The sequence below is a fragment of the Streptomyces sp. NPDC015032 genome (assembly GCF_043080425.1).
Taxonomy (GTDB): Bacteria; Actinomycetota; Actinomycetes; order Streptomycetales; family Streptomycetaceae; genus Streptomyces.
On the sequence record NZ_JBIBVN010000001.1, the window covers coordinates 631,956 to 652,660 of the forward strand.

Consider the following 20,705-nt stretch of genomic DNA (forward strand, 5'->3'; position numbering starts at 1 on the left):
GGTCGCGGTCCCTCCCGAACGGGTGACATCGGCTGCGCCGGGCTTACGGCCTCGCCCACGATGGGCGGTGGGCGACGCCGCCGGCCATCGCGGGCGAGGTCGCTATGCCCCGTCGCTCAGGAAGAGCCGCCGCACCACGCGTTCGGCCGCGTGCCCGTCGTCGTACGGGCAGAAGCGCTCGCGAAACGCCGCACGCAGCTCCGTCGTCCGCGCCGAGCGCCACTCGCCCGTCCGGAACAGTTCCAGCAGCTCGTCCTCGGTGGTGGCAACGGCGCCCGGGGTGTCGCCGGGCCGCCCCGAGAGCAGATCGAAGTAGGTGCCGCGCGAGGCCCGGTAGGCGGCCCAGTCCGGGGTGTGGCTGATGATCGGGCGGTCCAGGCAGGCGTAGTCGAACATCAGTGACGAGTAGTCGGTGATCAACGCGTCGGAGACCAGGCAGAGTTCCTCGACGGACGGATGTGCCGTCACGTCCACCACCCGGGAGCAGTCCAGCCCCGCCGAGCGACCGTAGAAGTAGTGCGCGCGGACCAGTACGACGTACTGCGGCCCGAGTTCACGGGTCAGCCGGTCCAGATCGAGGTGAGGGACGAAGCCCTTGCGGTAGTCGCGGTGGGTGGGCGCGTACAGCAGCACGGTCCGGTCGGGATCGAGGGAGAGGCACTGCCGGATCGCCGCGATCCGCTCGGGGGTGGCGGTGAAGAAGATGTCGTTGCGCGGGTAGCCGAGGTCCAGATGCTCGTACCGGGACGGGTAGACCCGGTCCCAGATCTCGGTGGTATGCGGGTTGGCGGAGAGCGAGAAGTCCCACTGGTCGGCGTGGGCGACGATCCGCTCGAAGCTGATGCCGTTGGTGAGGGCCGGGTAGGCGCGCTGGTCCAGGCCCATGGTCTTCAGCGGAGTGCCGTGGTGGGTCTGGAGATAGCGCTGGCCCGGGCGTTTGGTGAAGCCGCCGGGGAAGCTGGAGTTGTTGATCAGATACGTGGCGGTGGCCATCGCCCGCCAGTAGGCACGGGACCCCTCGATGACGTACGGGATGCCGGGCGGCATGCGGTCCCGGTGACGGGACGAGACGGCCCAGACGCCCCGGATGTGCGGGGCGAGTTCGAGGGCCTTGGCATGGATCGCCGCCGGGTTGCAGGCGACGCCCCGGTTCCAGTAGGCGCCGTACACCGCGAGATCGGGGTCCAGGGGGCGGTGCAGGTCGGCGCGGTAGGCGGCACGCATGACGCGGGCCCGGACCGTCTTCTTGCGGCGGCGCAGGGCGGCCCGGGTCCGGGCGCGGCCGGTGCGGGCGGCCTCCCGGGCGCGGTGGGCGGTGTAGCTGCCGGGGAGGGCCGCGGCGCGGTGGAAGGCGGCACGGTCCTCGGGGGCGATCCGGCCGGGGTCGGCGAGGACGGCGCGCAGGTGGCGGGTGCGGGCCGCCCGGATCCGCGGGTCGTGGCCGGTCGCGGCGAGCAGGCGTTCGTATGCGTCGAGGATCGCGAAGTGGTGACGCCCGGGGGTGGTGGCGAAGGTGCCGGAGCGGCGGATGCGGTGGCGGACGCAGATCCGGTCGAGGGTGTCGAGGGTGCCGCCGTCGGAGGCGAGGAGGGCGGCGCGCAGGACGGGGAGGACATCCTCGTAGGGGCCGTCGGTGAAGCGGAGGCCGTGTGCGGTCCAGAAGGCGCGGCGGAAGAGGCGCGGGGTACCGGCCGAGAAGCCGTCGGCCCCGGGCGCGGGGGCCGGCGTCGAGACGTCGCCCCACCAGTCGATGTGGTCGTGGCCGAGGAGGAGTACGTCCGGTTCGCTCCCCGCCAGCCGGTCGTCGATCGCTGCGAGCGCGCCGGGAAGCAGCAGGTCGTCGCCGTCGAGAAAGAGCAGATACCGGCCGCGTGCCCCGGCCGCCCCGGCGTTGCGGGCCGGACCCGCGCCGCGGTGCCCGGGGAGGGTGAGCACCCTGACCCTCGGGTCGCGCGCCGCGAACTCGGCGGCGATCCGGGCGCTGCCGTCCCGCGACCCGTCGTCGACGACGAGCAGCTCCAGTCCGCCGGGGCCCCGTCCGAGCACGGACTCCAGGGTCGCCCTGAGATATCCCTGAGCGCGGTGGACGGGCACGACAACACTGAGGAGCATGGCAGCCGAGCGTAACGACCGCGCCCACCGCGCGCCGAATCGCGTGTTCACCCGTTCGGGGCAGTGCCGGTGACCCGGGGCGTCCGCCCCGGTTGAGCGGGCATGAAGCCGCGCCTCAGTGTCGTCGTCCCGGTCCACAACGTCGAGGACTGTCTGGAGGACTGCCTGCGCTCGGTGGCCGAACAGTCGGCCACCGACATCGAGGTGGTCCTCGTCGACGACGGTTCGACGGACGGCAGCACGGCCGTCGCCCAGGCGTTCGCCGCCCGCGACCGCCGCTTCCGCTATGTCCGCCAGCCCAACGCGGGGCTGAGCGCGGCCCGCAACACCGGCGTGCGGCACACCACGGCGGGCGTGCCGTACCTGGCGTTCGTCGACAGCGACGACGTCGTCGTCCACGACGCCTTCGCACGGATGCTGGCCTCACTGGAGTCGACCGGCTCCGACCTCGCGACCGGCAATGTGTGGCGGCTGACCGAGCAGGGGCGGCAGCAGGCCTGGCAGTACCGCTGGCTGACCGCCACCCGGACGCGCACCCACATCAGCCGCGATCCGCGGCTGCTCGCCGACCGGGTCGCCTGGAACAAGGTGTTCCGGCGCTCCTTCTGGGACCGGCACGCCTTCGCCTTCCCGGAGGGGAGGCTCTACGAGGACACCCCGGTGATGATCCCGGCGCACTTCCTCGCCGGCTCGGTCGATGTGCTGCACGAGCACGTCTACTACTGGCGGGTGCGCGAGGGGTCGATCACCCGGCGGCGTACGGATGTGCGGGGACTGCGGGACCGGATCTCGGCGTGCGAGCAGGTCAGCGCGTTCCTGGCGGGCCGGGGCGGAATGGCGAACAGCGGCGCGCGGCGCCGCTACGACCTCTCCTGCCTGCGCGACGACTTCGTGTACTTCCTGGAAGGGCTCACGATGGGCGGGCCCGAGTACCGGGAGGCGTTCATGGCGGACGCGGGGGCGTTCCTGGACCGGATGGAGCGGATGGACGGGGCGGCCAGATCGAGCCGGGCCGTGGCCCATGAACTGCCGGCGGAGCTGCGGATCAAGTGGCAGCTGGTGAAGGAGCGCAGGCTCGCGGAGCTGCTGGCCGTGCTCGCCTTCGAACGGGCCAATGGCACCGGAACGTTCCTGGTCGGCGGTGTGCCGGGGCGGCGGCAGGCCGGCTTCCCCGGTATCCCGGACACCACCCGCCTCGCCCGTACCGATCTCCCGGCGGTGGCACGGCTGTTGGAGGCGCAGTGGGGCGAGGACGGGAAACTGCGGCTGCGCGGATACGCGTACATCCGCAATCTGCCGGCCGCGTCACCGCGCCACTCGCTGAAGGTGGGCATGGTGCGCGCGATCCGCGGCCAGCAGTTGCGGACGGTGCCGGTACGCAACGTTCCCGCGCCCGAGGCGACCATCGACTCCGGTCAGCAGCCGCACAGTTACGACCATTCGGGCTTCGAGCTGACTCTCGACCCGCGCCGGCTGCGGCCCGGTGGCTGGCTGGTGGGCATGATGGTGGCCGCTCAGAGCACGGTCCGCCGGGTGGCCGTGCGCGCCGTGGAGGCGGGGGCCGTCCAGCCGCTGGTCCATGACCTGGGCGACGGCCGGCGGGCCGTGCTCGACTACCTGGGCGGTCGGCTCCGGTTGACGCTGGCCCAGCTGCCCGCCCGGTGCGAGGACCGGCGCATCGGCGAGCAGCTGGAGCTGACCGGCCGGCTGTACGGGAGCGACCAGCCGAAGGCCCTGGTGCTGACCTGCGACGGGGTGCGGGACCAGGAGTTCGGCCACCCGGTCGAGTGCCGGGCGGACGGCCGCTTCACGGTACGGATTCCGCTCGCCGACCTCGCCGGGATGGCGGCCGCGCCCCGGGCGCCGCACCGGGCGCCGCGCGAGGTCGAGCCGGAGCCCGGCGGCCGGTGGCGGGCGCGGCTGGTGCTGGCCGACGGGTCGCGGGTGCCGCTGGCGGCGGCCCCGGAGCTGGCGCCGCCGGTCGTGGCCGATGCGGCGGGCGAGCTGGTGCTGGACCTGAGCGGGCAGCCGTTCGCGGACGGGGCCGCGTGGACCTCGGACGGGGCGCTGCGGCTGGAGGGGGTGACCGGTGCCGGGACGGGCGTGCCGCAGGACGGGGGGCCCGCCCACCTCGTCCTGCGGCACGAGACGCTGCGGGAGACGGTGACGGTCCCCGTCACACACCACGAGGAGCCGCGCGCGACGGCGTACGAGGAGGCGCGCGCGGGAAAACCCGAAGGCGGGCGTGCGCAAGCCCCCGAAGGGGCGCAGGCGGAGACGGACGAGGAGGCCGAGCCGGTGTACGAGGGGCGCCGCTTCACCGCGTTCCTCGCCCCCTCCGTGGCCGCGGGGCTGCACGAGGGGCGCTGGGACGCCTCTCTGGGCGGCCGGCCGGTCCGGGTGCTGACCGCCCTCGGCACCCGGCTGCCGCTCCGCCGCGCCGGCGACGCGCACACCGCGGCCCAGGCCCCCGCCCCCGGCCGGGAGTTCGCCCTGGACCGCCGGTTCGGCGACCGGCTGACCGTGCAGGCCGGACCGGTCCTCGCGGCCTTCGAGCGGGGCGCGCACCGCCGGGCCGAACTGTGCGGCACGTACTATCCGGCCCGGCGCGCGCTGCCGCTGCGGGACACCGTCCTCTACACGGGCGGCGACTCGCCGCGCGCCGTCCACGCCGAACTCCGGCGCCGGGGAGTGCGGTCGGAGCACCTCTGGGTCACCGACGGGCTCCACGGCCATGTCCCGTCCACCGCCGCCCCGGTCGTCGAGCACAGTGCCGCCTGGTACGAGGCGCTGGCGCGGTCCCGCCGGATCGTCACCGCCGAGCAGCTGCCCGAGTGGTTCGAGCGGCGGCCCGGCCAGATCGTCGTGCAGACCTGGCACGGCACTCCGCTCGGCCGCTTCGGCACGGATCTGGGCGGCACCCTGTACGCCGACCACCACGAGCTCGCCTCGCTGCCGCACCGGGCGGCGCAGTGGTCCGTCCTGGTCTCCCCGAGCCGCCACTCCACCCCGCTGCTGCGCCGCGCGCTCGCCTACGGGGGTGAGGTCCTGGAGGCCGGGTCCCCGGCCAACGACCTGCTCTTCTCGGCCGACCGGGCCAAGACCGCCGAGCGGGTCCGGCGCAGGCTCGGCATCCCGGACGGCCGCCGGGTCGTGCTGTACGCACCGACCTACCGCGACCAGCTGGCCCACCCGCCCGGCACGGGCGGCGAGCGGCCCCGCTACCGCTGGGATCCGGCGCTGGACCTGGCCGCCCTGGCGCGGTCCCTCGGCGACGGCCACACCCTGCTGGTGCGACGCCATCCCCGGGTGACCGGGAGCGTGCCCGAGGGGCACGGCGTACGCGACGTGTCGTCGCACCCGGACACCGCTCAGCTGCTGCTCATCGCCGACGTGCTGGTCACGGACTACGCGGGGCTGATGTTCGACTACGCGCACACGGGCCGCCCGATGCTCTTCCACACCTACGACCTGGAGCACTACCGCGACACGGTGCGCGGATTCTGTCTGGACTTCGAGACCCGGGCGCCGGGGCCGCTGCTCATCGGCACGGACGAGGTCGCCGGGGTCCTGCGCGACGCCGGCGCCCTGACCGCGTCGGCGGCCCGGCACGCGGAGGCGTACGAGAGTTTCCGCCGGGACTTCTGCGACCTGGACGACGGCGGCGCGGCGGCACGGGTCGCGGACCGGCTGCTGGCCGAGGGGTGAGCTCTCCCCAACCCCCGAGGGCGCTCAGCTCCTGAGCGCGGCGACGGCGGACGCAGCCAGGTCGTCGAGGTAGCCCTTGGGCGGCGGGGTGCGGACGACGGCGAGCCGCCAGTAGAGCGGCCCGACGATCAGGTCCAGCGCACGGTCCGGGTCACTGTCCTCGGGCAGTTCGCCGCGCGCCACGGCGTCCCGCACGACGACGGCGGCGATGCCCTGCTGCGGGTCCAGCAGAGCGGCCTTGATCGTGTCGGAGATCTCCGGACTGCGGGCCGCCTCGACCAGCAGGTCCGGGATGACCTGCGAGGCGACGGGGTGGCGCAGGGCGTAGGAGGCGAGTTCCAGTACGGCGCGCACGTCCCCGTACAGCGAGCCGGTGGCCGGAGCCGGCATGCCCTGGACGGCGACGGCGGAGACCAGGTCGAGGACCAGGGCCAGTTTGGACTTCCAGCGGCGGTAGACCGCAGTCTTGCCCACGCCTGCCCGCCGGGCGATGCCCTCGATCGACATCCGGGCGAAACCCACCGCGGCCAGCTCCTCGAAGACGGCGCTGCGGATCGCATCGGTGACGTCCTCGCGCAGCACAGCGGCTCCGGCGGGGACACGGCGGCGGGTTCCCGGATCGGTGGTCATGGCCAAATCATAGTCCGTAACGACGAAACGGTTGCGTTGCGACGCAGGTGCGTCCTACCCTCGGCGTTGCGACGATACGGTCCCGTCCCGTCGATCGTCGTGTTCCCGCCCTCCCGTCGAAAGCGATCGTGGTGAGCCAGACAACAACCCCAGCGGCCCCGGCCGACACCCCTGCCGGAACACCCTTCCCGGTGTACGCGCCGGGTGAGCTCGCCGCGCTCGCCGCACGGCACGGACTGACCATGAGCGGGGCCCGGCCCACGCTGGGCGCGTACATCCGGCAGCTGTGGGGGCGACGGCACTTCATCACGGCGTTCGCCACCGCCAAGCTGACCGCGCAGTACAGCCAGGCGAAGCTCGGCCAGATCTGGCAGATCATGACGCCGCTGCTGAACGCGACGGTCTACTACTTCATCTTCGGCGTCCTGCTGAACACCAAGCGCAATGTCGAGGACTTCGTGCCGTTCCTCGTCACCGGCGTCTTCATCTGGACCTTCACCGCCAGCTCGATCACCGCGGGGACCCGTGCGATCAGCGGCAACCTGGGCCTGGTCCGGGCCCTGCACTTCCCGCGCGCCTCGCTGCCGGTCGCACTGGCCCTCCAGCAGCTCCAGCAACTGCTGTTCTCGCTGGCCGCCCTGGTACTGATCCTGGTGGGGTTCGGGCAGTTCCCCAAGCCGTCCTGGCTGCTGGCCGTTCCGGCGCTGTTCCTCCAGGCCGTGTTCAACACCGGCGTCTCCATGGTGGTGGCGCGGCTCGCCGCCCGGACGCCGGACATCGCCCAGCTGATGCCGTTCATCCTGCGCACCTGGATGTACGCCTCCGGCGTCATGTGGAGCGTCGACACGATGCTCAAGGGGGACCGGGTCCCGCACTACGTGATGGTGATGCTGGAGTGCAATCCGGCCGCCGTCTTCATCGACCTGATGCGGTTCGCGCTCATCGACAGCTTCGACGCGTCCCATCTGCCGCCGCATGTGTGGGCGATCGCCGCGGGCTGGGCGCTCGTGTGCGGGGTCGGCGGCTTCGTGTACTTCTGGCAGGCGGAGGAGCGGTACGGACGTGGCTGACAACCTGGCCGGCAACCCGGCCGACAACGACCGGCGGGTGCCGACCGTCGTCGTGGACGACGTGCACATCACGTACAAGGTCAACGGTGCCCGTACCGGAAAGGGCAGCGCCACCTCGGCGCTCAGCCGGATCGTCTCCCGCCGGCAGGCCCCCGGGGTGCGCGAGGTGCACGCCGTGAAGGGGGTGAGCTTCGCCGCGTACAAGGGCGAGGCCATCGGCCTGATCGGTTCCAACGGCTCGGGGAAGTCGACGCTGCTGAAGGCCATCGCCGGTCTGCTGCCCGCGACCAGGGGCCGGGTCCACACCCAGGGCCAGCCCTCGCTGCTCGGGGTGAACGCGGCGCTGATGGGCGATCTGACCGGCGAGCGCAACGTCGTGCTCGGCGGCCTCGCGATGGGGATGACACGGGCCGAGATCCGCGAGCGCTACCAGGGCATCGTGGACTTCTCCGGCATCAACGAGAAGGGCGACTTCATCACCCTGCCGATGCGGACGTACTCCTCCGGCATGGGCGCCCGGCTGCGCTTCTCGATCGCGGCCGCCAAGAGCCACGACGTCCTCCTGATCGACGAGGCGCTGTCCACCGGCGATGCCAGGTTCCAGCGGCGCAGCAAGGAACGGATCATCGAGCTGCGCAAGGAGGCCGGCACGGTCTTCCTGGTCAGCCACAGCAACAAGTCGATCACCGAGACCTGCGACCGGGCGATCTGGCTGGAGGCGGGAACGCTGCGGATGGACGGTCCGGCGAACGAGGTCGTGGCCGCGTACGAGGAGTTCACCGGCAAGAAGTAGCGGACTCCCCCGCACGCTCCGTCCGCCGGGGCCGCCACGGGGCAGCGGCTCCGGCTGGTGGTCCGGCGGCGGCACCTCGCGCGCCGACAGCTCCCGCAGCGGCCGCCGCTGCCCGGCCCGGCCATCCCGTCCGGGCGCACAAGGGCGGGGCGGCCGCCGGACCCCCGGCGACCGCCCCGCCCTCAAGAACTCCTACACGTGCGTACGCAGCAGCGTCCGCATCGTCCGCATGGCCACCGACAGGTTCGCCAGGTCGAACGAGTCCGACCCCTGGATCTCCTCAAGGGTGGAGCGCGACCGCGTGAGGATCGCCACGTTCTTCTCCTCCCACGCCTGGAAGCGCTCCTCCGGCGTCGAGGTCCCGTTGCCCACGGACAGCACATCCGCGGTGAGCGCGGCATGCGCCGCATACAGGTCCTCGCGGATCGACGCCCGGGCCATGGACTGCCAGCGGTCGGCCCGCGGCAGCTCGATGATCCGGTCCATCAGCTGGGTGATGCCCAGCCGGTCCGCGAGGTCGTAGTACACCTCGGCGACGGAGAGCGGGTCCTTGCCGGTGCGGTCCGCGATCGCCACGATGTCCAACGCCGGGAAGGCGGAGGAGAACCCGGCGACCCGCTGGGCCAGCTCGCCCGGGACACCGGCCTCGGTGAGCTCGTCCAGGATCGACTGGTACCAGTCCAGGTCGGCACCCAACAGCATCTTGGGCAGCTCGGCCCAGACCTGCTCGACGCCCGCCTTGAAGAAGTCGATCGTCCCGGCGATCTCCAGCGGCTGCGGCCGGTTGCCGAGCAGCCAGCGCGAACCGCGCTCGACGAGCCGGCGCGAATGCAGCCGGATCCTGGTCTGCACATCGGCGGCGACCTGGTTGTCGAGCGCCTCGACGGCGTCCCACACCTGGCCGAGGCCGAAGATCTCGCGGGCCGCGAACTGTGCCCGCACGACCTCCTCGATCGAGGCTCCGGTCTCTTCCCGCAGCCGGTGCAGGAAGGTCGAACCACCGCTGTTCACCGTGTCGTTGACCAGCACCGTGGTGATGATCTCGCGACGCAGCGCGTGTCCGTCGACCGCCTCGGGGAACTGCTCGCGCAGTTGCTGCGGGAAGTAGGCGTGCAGCAGCGTCTGCAGGTGCGGGTCGTCCGGCAGGCTGGTCCGGATCAGCTCCCGGGCCGCCGTGATCTTGGTGTAGGCGAGCAGCACGGCCAGTTCGGGCTGGCTGAGCCCCTTGCCGGCGTTCAGCAGTTCGCGGATCTGCCGGTCGGTGGGCAGGAACTCCAGCCCGCGGTCGAGGTCCCCGTCACGGCCCAGCCGGCGCATGAAGCGCTGGTGGGCGTGGAGCAGGGAGGACGACTGGGCCGTGGCGTTGGTGAGCGCCACGTTCTGCGCGTAGTTGTTGCGCAGCACCAGACGGCCGATCTCGTCGGTCATCTCGGCAAGCAGCTTGTTGCGCTGCTTGACGGTCATGTCGCCGTCCCGGACCAGGCCGTTGAGCAGAATCTTGATGTTCACCTCGTGGTCGGAGGTGTCCACACCGGCGCTGTTGTCGATCGCGTCGGTGTTGATCCGGCCACCGCCACGGGCGAACTCGATCCGGCCGAGCTGGGTGGCACCCAGGTTGCCGCCCTCGCCGACGACCTTGGCCCGCAGGTCCTGGCCGTTGACGCGGATCGCGTCGTTGCCCTTGTCGCCGACGTCCGCGTTCGACTCGGCGGAGGACTTGATGTACGTACCGATGCCGCCGTTCCACAGCAGATCGACACGGGCCTTGAGGATGGTCTGCATCAGCTCGGCGGGCGTCATCTTGGTGACACGGGACTCGATGCCGAGCGCCTCGCGGATGTGCGCGTTGATCGGGATGGACTTGGCGCTGCGCGGGTGGATTCCGCCGCCCGCGGAGAGCAGTTCCTTCTTGTAGTCGGCCCAGGAGCTGCGCGGCAGGTCGAAGAGGCGGCGCCGCTCGGCGTACGAGGTGGCGGCGTCCGGGCTGGGGTCGATGAAGATGTGCCGGTGGTCGAAGGCGGCGACGAGCCGGATGTGCTCGGAGAGCAGCATGCCGTTGCCGAACACGTCGCCCGACATGTCACCGACGCCGACGACGGTGAAGTCCTCGGTCTGGGTGTCGTGGCCGAGCTCGCGGAAGTGCCGCTTGACGGATTCCCAGGCACCGCGGGCGGTGATGCCCATGCCCTTGTGGTCGTACCCGGCGGAGCCGCCGGAGGCGAACGCGTCGCCGAGCCAGAAGCCGTACGAGACGGCGACCTCGTTGGCGATGTCGGAGAACTTCGCGGTGCCCTTGTCCGCGGCGACGACCAGGTAGGTGTCGTCCTCGTCGTGCCGGACGACGTCCCTGGGCGGCACGACCTCGCCGGCCACCATGTTGTCGGTGATGTCGAGCAGCGCCGAGATGAAGGTGCGGTAGGAGGCGATGCCCTCGGCCATCCAGGCGTCACGGTCGACGGCCGGGTCCGGGAGCCGCTTGGCGACGAAGCCGCCCTTGGCACCCACCGGCACGATGACGGTGTTCTTCACCATCTGGGCCTTGACCAGGCCGAGGATCTCCGTACGGAAGTCCTCTCGCCGGTCCGACCAGCGCAGACCGCCTCGGGCGACCTTGCCGAAGCGCAGGTGCACGCCCTCGACGCGCGGCGAGTACACCCAGATCTCGAACGCCGGGCGGGGCGCCGGCAGATCCGGGATGGACTGCGGGTCGAACTTCATCGAGACGTAGCCGTGCGGCTTGCCGTCGTCCGACAGCTGGAAGAAGTTGGTGCGCAGGGTGGCCTTGATGACGGTGAGGAAGGACCGCAGGATCCGGTCCTCGTCGAGCGAGGCGACCTGGTCCAGTGCCCCGTCCAGCTCTTCGAGGAGCCCGTCGGTCAGCTCGGTGCCGGCGCTCTGCCGGTCCGGGGACATCCGCGCCTCGAAGAGCGAGATCAGCAGCCGGGTGGTGTGGACGTTGTTGCGGAGAGTGCTCTCCATGTAGTCCTGGCTGAAGGTCGACCCGGCCTGGCGCAGGTACTTCGCGTAGGCGCGCAGCACCATCGCCTGCCGCCAGTTCAGCCCGGCACCCAGGACCAGCGAGTTGAAGCCGTCGTTCTCGGCCTCGCCGGTCCACACGGCCGCGAAGGCGTCCTGGAAGCGGTCGCGGGCATCGTCGGCGAGGTAGTTGCCGCTGCCGTTGGTCTGCGGCATCCGCAGACCGAAGTCGTAGACCCAGGCGTGCGTACGGTCCGTGCAGCGCAGCTCGTACGGACGCTCGTCGACGACCTCGACACCGAGCCGCTGGAGCGCCGGGAGGACGGCGGAGAGGGAGACCTGCTCGCCGGTCCGGTAGATCTTGAAGCGGCGCTCGCCGGGGCCGGCGCCGACCGGCTCGTACAGGCTGAGGGAGAAGTCCTTCTCGTCCTTCTTGAGGGCTTCGAGGTGGACCAGGTCGGCCACGGCCGCGCGCGGCGTGTGGTCGGCCTTGTAGCCCTCGGGGAACGAGTGGCCGTACTGGCGCAGCAGCTCGGCGGCGCGCTCCTCGCCGCACTCGGCGCCCAGCGCCTCCTGGAAGCCGTCGGCCCAGGAGCGGGCGGCCTCGACGAGCCGCGCCTCGATGCGGTCGGCCTCGGCGTCGGTGAGGTCGGGCAGCTCGGTGCCGGGTGCGACCCGGACGACGAAGTGCAGCCGGGAGAGGATCGACTCGGTGTTCCAGGCGGTGAAGTCGACGCTGGTGCCGCCCAGTTCCTCCTTGAGGATGTCGATCAGGCGGAGCCGTACACCGGTGGTGTAGCGGTCGCGCGGCAGGTAGACGATCGCGGAGTAGTAGCGCCCGTACTCGTCCTGACGCAGGTAGAGCCGCAGCCGGCGGCGTTCCTGGAGGTACAGCACGGAGGTGACGACGGAGCGCAGCTGGTCGACGGGCGTCTGGAAGAGCTCGTCGCGCGGGTACGTCTCCAGGATCTGGAGGAGGTCGCGGCCGTCGTGGCTGTTGGGCGAGAAGCCCGCGCCGTCCAGCACCTCGGCCACCTTGCGGCGGATGACGGGCACCCGGCGCACGGACTCGGTGTAGGCGGCGGACGAGAACAGTCCGAGGAAGCGGCGCTCACCGATGACATTGCCGTCGGTGTCGAACTTCTTCACGCCGACGTAGTCGAGGTAGCTGGGGCGGTGGACGGTCGCCCGGCTGTTCGCCTTGGTGAGGATGAGGAGCTTGCGCTCGCGGGCCTTGGCGCGGGCGTCGGCGGGCAGCCGTTCGAAGGACGGGCTGACGGGGTGCGCCTCGTCGACGCTGTGGTGCGGGTCGGAGCGCAGGATGCCGAGGCCGGTGCCGGGTACGGCGGCCAGCGCGTCGCTGTCCTTCAGCTCGTACTCGCGGTAGCCGAGGAAGGTGAAGTGGTCGGCGGCGAGCCAGCGCAGCAGTTCCCTGGCCTCGTTCACCTCTTCGTCGGCGAGGTCGTCGAGCGGCTCGCCGGGCAGGTCGTCGGCGATGCGCAGCGCGGCCTCGCGCATCTTCTCCCAGTCCTCGACGGTCTCCCGTACGTCGGACAGCACGCGGAGCAGATCGGCGGCGATCTGCTGGAGGTCGGAGCGGTCGGTCTCGCGGTCGATCTCGACGTGGATCCAGGACTCGACGAGGGCGTCGTGGGGCAGCTCGGCCGTGCCGCCCTTCTTGCCGTCCTTGCGGTCCTGCGGGCTCATCTGGACGCCGTTGCCCTCGGCGAGGACCTCGATGAGCTTGCCGGTGACATCACGGCGCACGACGACCTGCGGGTGGATCACGGCATGGATGCCGCGCCCCTGCCGGGACAGCTCGTTGGTGACGGAGTCGACCAGGAACGGCATGTCGTCGGTGACGACCTCGACGACGGAGTGGCTGCACGTCCAGCCGTTCTCCTCGACGGTCGGGGTGTGCACCCGGACGTTCGCCGTGCCCTGCGGACGGTTCTCCGCGAGCCGGTAGTGCGAGGAGGCCGCGCCGAAGACGTCGACGGGGTCGCGGCCCGTGATGTCCTCGGGAGCGGTGTGCAGGTAGTAGCGCTGGAGGTAGGCGAGGAGAACGTTCTGTCCGGGACGCTCCCGCCCGGCCACGGTGCCGCCGGCCCCGGGGGCCGCAACACGCACCGGGAGGGTACCGCCCGGGCCGCCGACACCACCGCCCGGGCTGTTGTCAGCTACCTTGGCGGCCCGTGCGAGCAGCTCGGCCTTGGCTTCGTCCAGCTTGGTCTGCATGTCCTCTGGCTCCTGTCGCGCGCCGTTGCGTGACGTAGGTGTAAAAGACGACGTACCGCCACGACACGGGGTTTCCGGTCTGAGTCGACGCTATGCCGCTATGAGAGATGCCCGGGACCATATTGGCCATTTTTGGCAGTCGGTCCTGGCTGTGAGGATCAGTGACGGCCCGGGGGCTGTCGCACTCCGGGCGGCCGGGGGCTTCGCTGCCCCCGAGGCGTATCGCGCTGATCACGGGGTCCAGGCTATCTCGCCCGCCCCCGTAACCGTCACGGTCCGCATGTGTACAAAATATGGTCCCGAAGTTTGACACTCTGGACAGCACGTCGGCCCGTCTTGCCGCACTCTGGTAGTCGGAACAGGCCGACGAACCGTGGGAGCCCCGCCATGGCACCGAAGATCCTGATCGTCACCGGCGACGCCGCCGAGTCCCTGGAAGTCCTCTATCCGTACCAGCGGCTGCGCGAGGAGGGATACGACGTCCACATCGCGGCGCCCGCCCGCAAGACGCTCCGCTTCGTGATCCACGACTTCGAGCCCGGCTTCGACACATACACCGAGAAACCCGGCTACACCTGGCCCGCCGACCTGGCCTTCTCCGAGGTCGACGCCGGAGACTACGTGGCCCTGGTCGTCCCGGGCGGCCGGGCCCCCGAGTATCTGCGCAACGACGCGGAGCTGCGCAAGATCCTCAAGGCGTTCTTCGACTCGGACCGGCCGGTGGCCCAGATCTGCCACGGCCCGCTGATCACGGCGGCGGTCGGCGCACTGGCCGGCCGGCACGTCACCGCGTACCCCGCGCTGGAACTCGACATGCAGGCGGCGGGCGCCACCTTCGAGGACCACGAGGCGGTGGTCGACGGCACGCTGATCTCGTCCCGCGCGTGGCCGGACCATTCGGCGTGGATGCGCGAATTCCTGAAGGTGCTGCGCACCAAGGCGCCGGTGACCACCTGACGGCGCCCGCGAGGCCTTATCCAGCCATTCTCCCGGCGAGGTCCGCGGCCTCGGCGAGGCTGTCCACCACCGGCACCCCGGCCGACTCCAGGCTGGCCCTGCTGTGCGATCCGCCGGTGTAGAGCACGGCCTTCGCACCGACGTGGGCGGCGGCCACGGCGTCGTCCACCGCATCACCGATGACCACGGTCCGTTCCGGGGACACCCCGTCCAGTGCGGCGATGTGGCGTTCCATGGGCCGCGCCTTGCTGCCGCCGGACGGCCCGGTGCGCCCGTCGACGCGTACGAAGTGCCGCTCGATGCCGTACCCCCGCACCACGGGGACCAGCTGGTCGTGGCCGTACATGCTCAGGATGGACTGGCTGCCCCCGCCCAGCTGCCACTGGGAGAGAAGCTCCTCCGCCCCTTCGGTGAGCCCGCAGGCGGCCCGCTGCTCCGTGTAGTACTGATGGAAAATCCCGTCCATCCGCTCCCACTCGGCCTCCGTGGGCAGGCGGCCCATCAGCCGCTCGTAGAAGCGCGGGATGGGAATGCAGTACATCTCGCGGTACTGCTCCAGCGTGATCGGCTCCAGACCGACCTCCCCGAATGCGGCGTTCGTCGCGCCGACGACCGCGGCGTTGTCGTCGAGCAGTGTGCCGTTCCAGTCCCAGACCAGATGCGTGCGGTGCTTCCCGTGAGTCCCCATGCCCAAGAAAGTACCCGCCGGGTACGACAGCGTCTCCCGGCGGCTGCTCGAAGCACAAGGGCGGCCCGGACGGGGCAGGGGCGGGGAGGCAGAGCCCCGGCACCGCCTCTCCCGCCTCATCCGATCAGGTTCGGAATCTCCTGGATGCCGAACCACAGCAGCTCGTGGTCCTCGGCGCCGTCCACGGTGAACTGCGCGTCGTCGTCACCGAGGTCCGCCGCGCCCAGAACGGCCGCGGCAGCCGTGACGTCCTTCTCCGCGTCATCGGCGTCGACATGCACGGCAGCGGCCGCCGTCAGCGGCACGGGGGACGAGATCCGCACCTCGCCGAGAGCCGACGAGTCGAGGCTGCGGTCCGGATCGGCCACGGCCGCCCCGTCCGGCACGTCGACGGCGAGGACGACGCGCCGACGGGCCGCGTCGGGGTTCCCGGCGATCAGGCGCAGCGAGGCGGAGGCGGCCCGGTTGAGCGCCGCGTACTCCAGCTCCTCGATGTCGTCGGAGACGTACCACTCGCGCAGTCCGGGGGTCACCGCATAGGCGGTCAGCGGACCGGGACCGATCTCGCCCGCCTGGTGCGCCGCTGCGAGACCGGGAAGCGTCAGGGGGACGTACACGCGCATGGCTGACCGCTTTCGTAGTCGGAAACGCCCTCAGGATACGTGCGACGTCCCCCTTTGGGGTTACGTGCACCACGGACGCCCCGTCCACCCGGCAACCGGCTGTCACCCACCCCGCGCCCGACTCGCGCCCCGCACCGCCCCCGCCGCATCACCCGGATAGGTGATATCTAGCGATCGCTTCCGGCGCCTCACCGGTGCTTGCGGCCGCTCCGCCGTCGCCGTAGAAGATCCCCAGCAGAAGTTACCGCCCGGTATTCGACCGGGCCTCTGAAGCACGGGGGCGATGAGCGATGAGCACGAGCAGGACCCGGCCCACCGGACGGCACGACGGGCGCAGGCCCGCGGCCGTACCACCGCAGCGCACGAGGACTCCCCGGCGCGTCCGCCCCCACCACTGGTTCGCCGAACGCCTCCTGGCGGTCCTCAGCGGCCAGCGCCCGGTGCACTGGATGCTCGGGCACACCATTGGCGAGGCCTACGACCAGCTGGCCGAACTGGCCCCCCGCACCCCGCTCCGGGCCCGCGGCGCCCGCCCCGTGATCCGCATGTGCCACGGTGCCCAGCCGGCCCCGGGAGTGGTGGAGGCCTGCGCCAGCATCGCGGCGGGCGAACAGGTGAGGGCCATGGCCTTCCGCCTGGAGCAGGGCACAGACCTCCGCTGGCGCTGCGCGGCGGTGGAGCTGGGCGGCGAACGCCTGCAGCCGACGCCCCGGTGAACGCCGCCGACGCCGCGCAACCCCTGGGGCGAGCGCCCCGGACCCCGCTCCGCCGACGCTGTCGGAGCGCGGCCCGGACAGACTCGGCGACGGTCGCACCGGTGCGGTCCTTGCCCGAGGTGCGGTGGTCCAGCGCGGGCAGGGAAAAAGCCGGGGCCGGGCACCTGCACAAGGTGCCCGGCCCCGGCCGGATCCAACGACCGCCGGCGAGACCGCCGGTGCGGACGCGGACAACGCCACCGCTACTTCTTGCGGCGCCGACCGCCCCCGCCGTTCTTCTGCGCCTTGCGCCGCTCCGCCCGGGTCAGCCCGTCCCCCTCGGCCGCGCCTCCACCGTCACCGCTGGTGAAGTCGCCCTCGACAACCCCGCCCTCCCCGTCCACCGTGGGAGCGGAGAAGTGCAGCCGGTCCGGACGCTGCGGAGCATCGAGCCCCTTGGCCCGGATCTCCGGACGCGCCGCCGGCACGAGGTCCTCCTTGGCGAGCGAGGGCCGCTCGGCCTCGTCCTGCACCGGAACCTCCTCGACCTGCTGCTCGACCTGGACCTCCAGGTTGAACAGGTAGCCGACGGACTCCTCCTTGATGCCCTCCATCATGGCGTTGAACATGTCGAAGCCCTCCCGCTGGTACTCGACCAGCGGGTCCTTCTGCGCCATGGCACGGAGGCCGATGCCCTCCTGGAGGTAGTCCATCTCGTAGAGGTGCTCACGCCACTTACGGTCCAGGACGGACAGCACCACACGCCGCTCCAGCTCACGCATGATGTCCGAGCCGAGCTGCTTCTCGCGCTCTTCGTACTGCTCGTGGATGTCGTCCTTGATGGACTCACCGATGAACTCGGCGGTGATCCCCGCGCGGTCGCCGGCCGCCTCCTCCAGCTCCTCGACGCCGACCTTCACCGGGTAGAGCTGCTTGAAGGCACCCCACAGCCGGTCCAGGTCCCACTCCTCGGCGAAGCCCTCGGCGGTCTCCTGACGGATGTAGTCGTCGATGGTGTCGTCCATGAAGTGGCGGATCTGGTCCTGCAGATCCTCGCCCTCGAGGACCCGGCGGCGCTCGCCGTAGATGACCTCACGCTGCCGGTTGAGCACCTCGTCGTACTTCAGGACGTTCTTACGCGTCTCGAAGTTCTGCTGCTCGACCTGCGACTGGGCCGACGCGATCGCCCTCGTCACCATCTTGTTCTCGATCGGCACATCATCCGGCACGTTGGCCATCGACATGACACGCTCGACCATCTGCGCCTTGAACAACCGCATCAGGTCGTCGCCGAGCGAAAGGTAGAAGCGGGACTCGCCCGGGTCGCCCTGACGGCCGGAACGACCGCGCAGCTGGTTGTCGATGCGCCGCGACTCGTGCCGCTCGGTGCCCAGGACATAGAGCCCGCCGAGCTCCTTGACCTCTTCGAACTCCGCCCTCACGGCCTGCTCGGCCTTGTCCAGCGCGGCGGGCAGCGCCGCCGCCCACTCCTCGACGTGCTCGACCGGGTCGAGGCCGCGCTGGCGCAGCTCCGCCTCGGCGAGGTCGTCGGGGTTGCCGCCGAGCTTGATGTCGGTGCCTCGTCCGGCCATGTTCGTCGCGACCGTGACCGCGCCCTTGCGGCCGGCCTGGGCGACGATCGTCGCCTCACGGTCGTGCTGCTTGGCGTTGAGGACCTCGTGCTGCACACCGCGCTTGGAGAGCTGCTGCGAGAGGTACTCGGACTTCTCGACCGAGGTGGTGCCGACCAGGATCGGCTGGCCCTTCTCGTGCTTCTCGGCGATGTCGTCGACGACCGCCGCGAACTTCGCGACCTCGGTGCGGTAGATCAGGTCCGACTGGTCGGCACGGACCATCGGCCGGTTGGTCGGGATCGGCACCACACCGAGCTTGTAGATCTGGTGGAACTCGGCGGCCTCGGTCATCGCCGTACCGGTCATGCCGGAGAGCTTGCCGTAGAGGCGGAAGAAGTTCTGCAGGGTGATCGTGGCGAGCGTCTGGTTCTCGTCCTTGATGTCCACCCCTTCCTTCGCCTCGATCGCCTGGTGCATGCCCTCGTTGTAACGGCGGCCGGCGAGGATACGGCCGGTGTGCTCGTCGACGATCATGACTTCGCCGTCGATGACGACGTAGTCCTTGTCCTTCTTGAAGAGTTCCTTGGCCTTGATGGCGTTGTTGAGGTACCCGACGAGGGGGGTGTTCACCGACTCGTAGAGGTTCTCGATGCCGAGCCAGTCCTCGACCTTCGAGACACCGGGCTCGTGGATGGCGACGGTCCGCTTCTTCTCGTCGACCTCGTAGTCGCCGGTCTCCTCGATGCCCTTGAGCTGGTTGCCCGCCTCGCCCTTGGTCAGGCGTGTGACCAGCTTGGCGAAGTCGCCGTACCACTTGGTGGCCTGGTCGGCCGGGCCGGAGATGATCAGCGGCGTACGGGCCTCGTCGACGAGGATCGAGTCGACCTCGTCGACCACGGCGAAGTTGTGCCCGCGCTGGACGAGCTCGTCCGCGGACCACGCCATGTTGTCGCGGAGGTAGTCGAAGCCGAATTCGTTGTTCGTGCCGTACGTGATGTCACAGGCGTACTGCTCACGGCGCTGGGCCGGTGTCATGTTGGCGATGATGCAGCCGACGCTCAGACCGAGGAATTTGTGGACCCGGCCCATCAGCTCGGAGTCACGCTCGGCCAGGTAGTCGTTGACCGTGATCAGGTGCACGCCCTTGCCGGAGAGCGCGTTGAGGTACGCCGGCAGGGTGCCGACCAGGGTCTTGCCCTCGCCGGTCTTCATCTCGGCCACATAGCCGAGGTGCAGGGCTGCGCCGCCCATGAGCTGGACGTCGTAGTGGCGCTGTCCGAGGACTCGCTTGGCGGCCTCACGGACGGTCGCGAATGCTTCGGGGAGCAGGTCGTCCAGGCTCTCGCCGTCCGCGTACCGTTCCTTGTACTCGTCGGTGAGCGCCCGCAGCTCGGCGTCGGAGAGGTTGACAAAGTCCTCTTCGATGGAGCTGACCTGGTCCGCGATGCGGTGCAGTTTGCGCAGGATCTTGCCTTCGCCTGCACGCATGAGCTTGTTGAAGACGGACACTGAGGCTGGTCTCCTTGCCGGTCGGGCCTGGCACTGGGTCGTGTAAGGACTCTGGCGCGGGCACGGCAGGTGGGCCCCACCGCAACGGCCATCGTAAGCGAGGACCCGGCCGCGCCGGGAGGGCTGCCGCCGCGTGGGCTCCACCCGTCCCTCCCCAGTCAACGGCCGGGGAGTGCCGAAGGTGCCGGGAAGTCCGAAAAGTGTTCGCTTCTCGGTCGGCGCCTCACCAGAATCCGCGCATGGAGCCGATCACCCTCACCACCGAGCGTCTGCTGCTGCGTCCCTTCACGCGCGGCGACACGGACGGGATCCTCGCCGCCTGCCAGGACCCGGACATCCAGCGCTGGACGGTCGTGCCCTCCCCGTACGGGCGCGCCGACGCCGAGTTCTTCACGGAGAAGCTGTCCCCCGGCGGCTGGGACGACGACTCCGCGTACGGCTTCGCGGTGGTCCTGCGCGGGAGCGGGGCGCTGGTCGGCGCGCTCGGCATCACCCGCCGCAATCTGCCCGGCACGTACGAGGTGGGTTTCTGGACCGCCAGGGAGCACCGGGGCCGCGGTTACACGTCGGAGGCGGTCCTGGCCGCCGCCCGCTGGACCTTCACCTCGCTCGGCGGCGACCGGCTGGAGTGGCGGGCCGAGGCCGGCAACGTCCCCTCGCGCGCCGTGGCACTGCGGACGGGATTCCGGATGGAGGGCGAGCAGCGGTCGGCGCTGCTCAACAAGGGCGTACGGCGCGATGCCTGGATCGGCGCGCTGCTCCCGTCCGACCTCGGCCTGCCGGGCACCTGCACGTACCTGCCCGCGGACACCTGACCCACGGCCTCCCCTCACCGGAGGCGACTGGGCCGGCAACCGCTCGGTGAACTCCCCGACCGGTTGTCAGCGCCGCCGTCTAGACGAGTCATTCCGATGTGATCAGTGGTCGTAGGCGATCAGGGATCGCATGACCGGCTGTCCGGTCTTGTGGTTGTGCCAGATCGCCGCGGCCAGCGCGAGGACGCGCTGAGCGACGCGGACGGCGACGCCCTCGAAGGTCCGGCCGCCGTGCTGTTCCAGGTCGAGCTGGCCCTTGAGGGTGTCGTTCACCGACTCGATCAACTGCCGCACCGACTTCAGCAGGGCCTCGCCCT

12 protein-coding genes and 1 pseudogene are annotated in these 20,705 nt (G+C 70.9%); 6 read left to right on the forward strand and 7 right to left on the reverse strand.

Translation table 11 applies throughout. The features are described from left to right. Positions 1–102: 102 nt before the first annotated feature. Positions 103–2,112, reverse strand: a complete 2,010-nt coding sequence (locus ACF08M_RS02820; RefSeq protein ID WP_392183417.1) for a CDP-glycerol glycerophosphotransferase family protein — start codon at positions 2,110–2,112, stop codon at positions 103–105. A 102-nt stretch (positions 2,113–2,214) separates the two neighbouring features. On the opposite strand from ACF08M_RS02820, the gene ACF08M_RS02825 reads away from it, so the two are divergent. Then, complete coding sequence (locus tag ACF08M_RS02825) at positions 2,215–5,820, forward strand: CDP-glycerol glycerophosphotransferase family protein (RefSeq protein WP_392183418.1); 3,606 nt, start codon at positions 2,215–2,217, stop codon at positions 5,818–5,820. Between the two features lie 24 nt (positions 5,821–5,844). Here ACF08M_RS02825 and ACF08M_RS02830 read toward each other — a convergent pair whose 3' ends face one another. Further along, positions 5,845–6,450 carry a TetR/AcrR family transcriptional regulator gene (locus tag ACF08M_RS02830; protein WP_392183419.1) on the reverse strand — a complete coding sequence of 202 codons (606 nt, stop codon included), beginning with the start codon at positions 6,448–6,450 and terminating at the stop codon, positions 5,845–5,847. A 128-nt stretch (positions 6,451–6,578) separates the two neighbouring features. Here ACF08M_RS02830 and ACF08M_RS02835 point away from each other — a divergent pair, with 128 nt between their 5' ends. Both ACF08M_RS02835 and ACF08M_RS02840 read left to right on the forward strand, forming a co-directional pair. After that, entirely contained in the window at positions 6,579–7,520 is a 942-nt protein-coding gene (locus tag ACF08M_RS02835) for an ABC transporter permease (protein WP_392183420.1), read from the forward strand. Further along, positions 7,513–8,313 carry an ABC transporter ATP-binding protein gene (locus tag ACF08M_RS02840; RefSeq protein WP_392183421.1) on the forward strand — a complete coding sequence of 267 codons (801 nt, stop codon included), beginning with the start codon at positions 7,513–7,515 and terminating at the stop codon, positions 8,311–8,313. Before ACF08M_RS02835 ends, ACF08M_RS02840 begins: the two co-directional genes overlap by 8 nt. Positions 8,314–8,505: 192 nt before the next feature. Here the strand turns inward: ACF08M_RS02840 and ACF08M_RS02845 are convergent, their stop codons facing one another. Beyond that, positions 8,506–13,527 (reverse strand): NAD-glutamate dehydrogenase, encoded by a 5,022-nt coding sequence (locus ACF08M_RS02845; RefSeq protein WP_392183422.1) that lies wholly within the window; start codon positions 13,525–13,527, stop codon positions 8,506–8,508. A 387-nt stretch (positions 13,528–13,914) separates the two neighbouring features. Here ACF08M_RS02845 and ACF08M_RS02850 point away from each other — a divergent pair, with 387 nt between their 5' ends. Continuing rightward, positions 13,915–14,484: a DJ-1/PfpI family protein gene (locus tag ACF08M_RS02850; RefSeq protein WP_392183423.1), complete on the forward strand. Its 570-nt coding sequence runs from the start codon at positions 13,915–13,917 to the stop codon at positions 14,482–14,484. Positions 14,485–14,500: 16 nt separating this feature from the next. Here the strand turns inward: ACF08M_RS02850 and ACF08M_RS02855 are convergent, their stop codons facing one another. Together ACF08M_RS02855 and ACF08M_RS02860 are read right to left on the reverse strand one after the other, a co-directional pair. Next, the gene (locus ACF08M_RS02855) at positions 14,501–15,172 is read right to left on the reverse strand and encodes an HAD family hydrolase (protein WP_392183424.1); all 672 of its coding nucleotides are present in this window, start codon (positions 15,170–15,172) and stop codon (positions 14,501–14,503) included. 116 nt (positions 15,173–15,288) lie between these two features. Beyond that, complete coding sequence (locus ACF08M_RS02860) at positions 15,289–15,795, reverse strand: DUF6912 family protein (protein WP_392183425.1); 507 nt, start codon at positions 15,793–15,795, stop codon at positions 15,289–15,291. A 290-nt stretch (positions 15,796–16,085) separates the two neighbouring features. Between ACF08M_RS02860 and ACF08M_RS02865 the strand changes: the two genes are divergently transcribed. After that, on the forward strand, positions 16,086–16,511 hold the full coding sequence (locus ACF08M_RS02865; protein ID WP_392183426.1) for an Rv3235 family protein: 426 nt from the start codon (positions 16,086–16,088) through the stop codon (positions 16,509–16,511). Positions 16,512–16,753: 242 nt separating this feature from the next. Here the strand turns inward: ACF08M_RS02865 and secA are convergent, their stop codons facing one another. Beyond that, on the reverse strand, positions 16,754–19,573 hold the full coding sequence (secA, locus tag ACF08M_RS02870; protein ID WP_392183427.1) for a preprotein translocase subunit SecA: 2,820 nt from the start codon (positions 19,571–19,573) through the stop codon (positions 16,754–16,756). A gap of 239 nt (positions 19,574–19,812) precedes the next feature. Here secA and ACF08M_RS02875 point away from each other — a divergent pair, with 239 nt between their 5' ends. Next, entirely contained in the window at positions 19,813–20,388 is a 576-nt protein-coding gene (locus ACF08M_RS02875; protein WP_392183428.1) for a GNAT family N-acetyltransferase, read from the forward strand. A gap of 102 nt (positions 20,389–20,490) precedes the next feature. Here ACF08M_RS02875 and ACF08M_RS02880 read toward each other — a convergent pair. Next, positions 20,491–20,705: pseudogene (locus tag ACF08M_RS02880) on the reverse strand (IS982 family transposase); the annotation flags it as partial.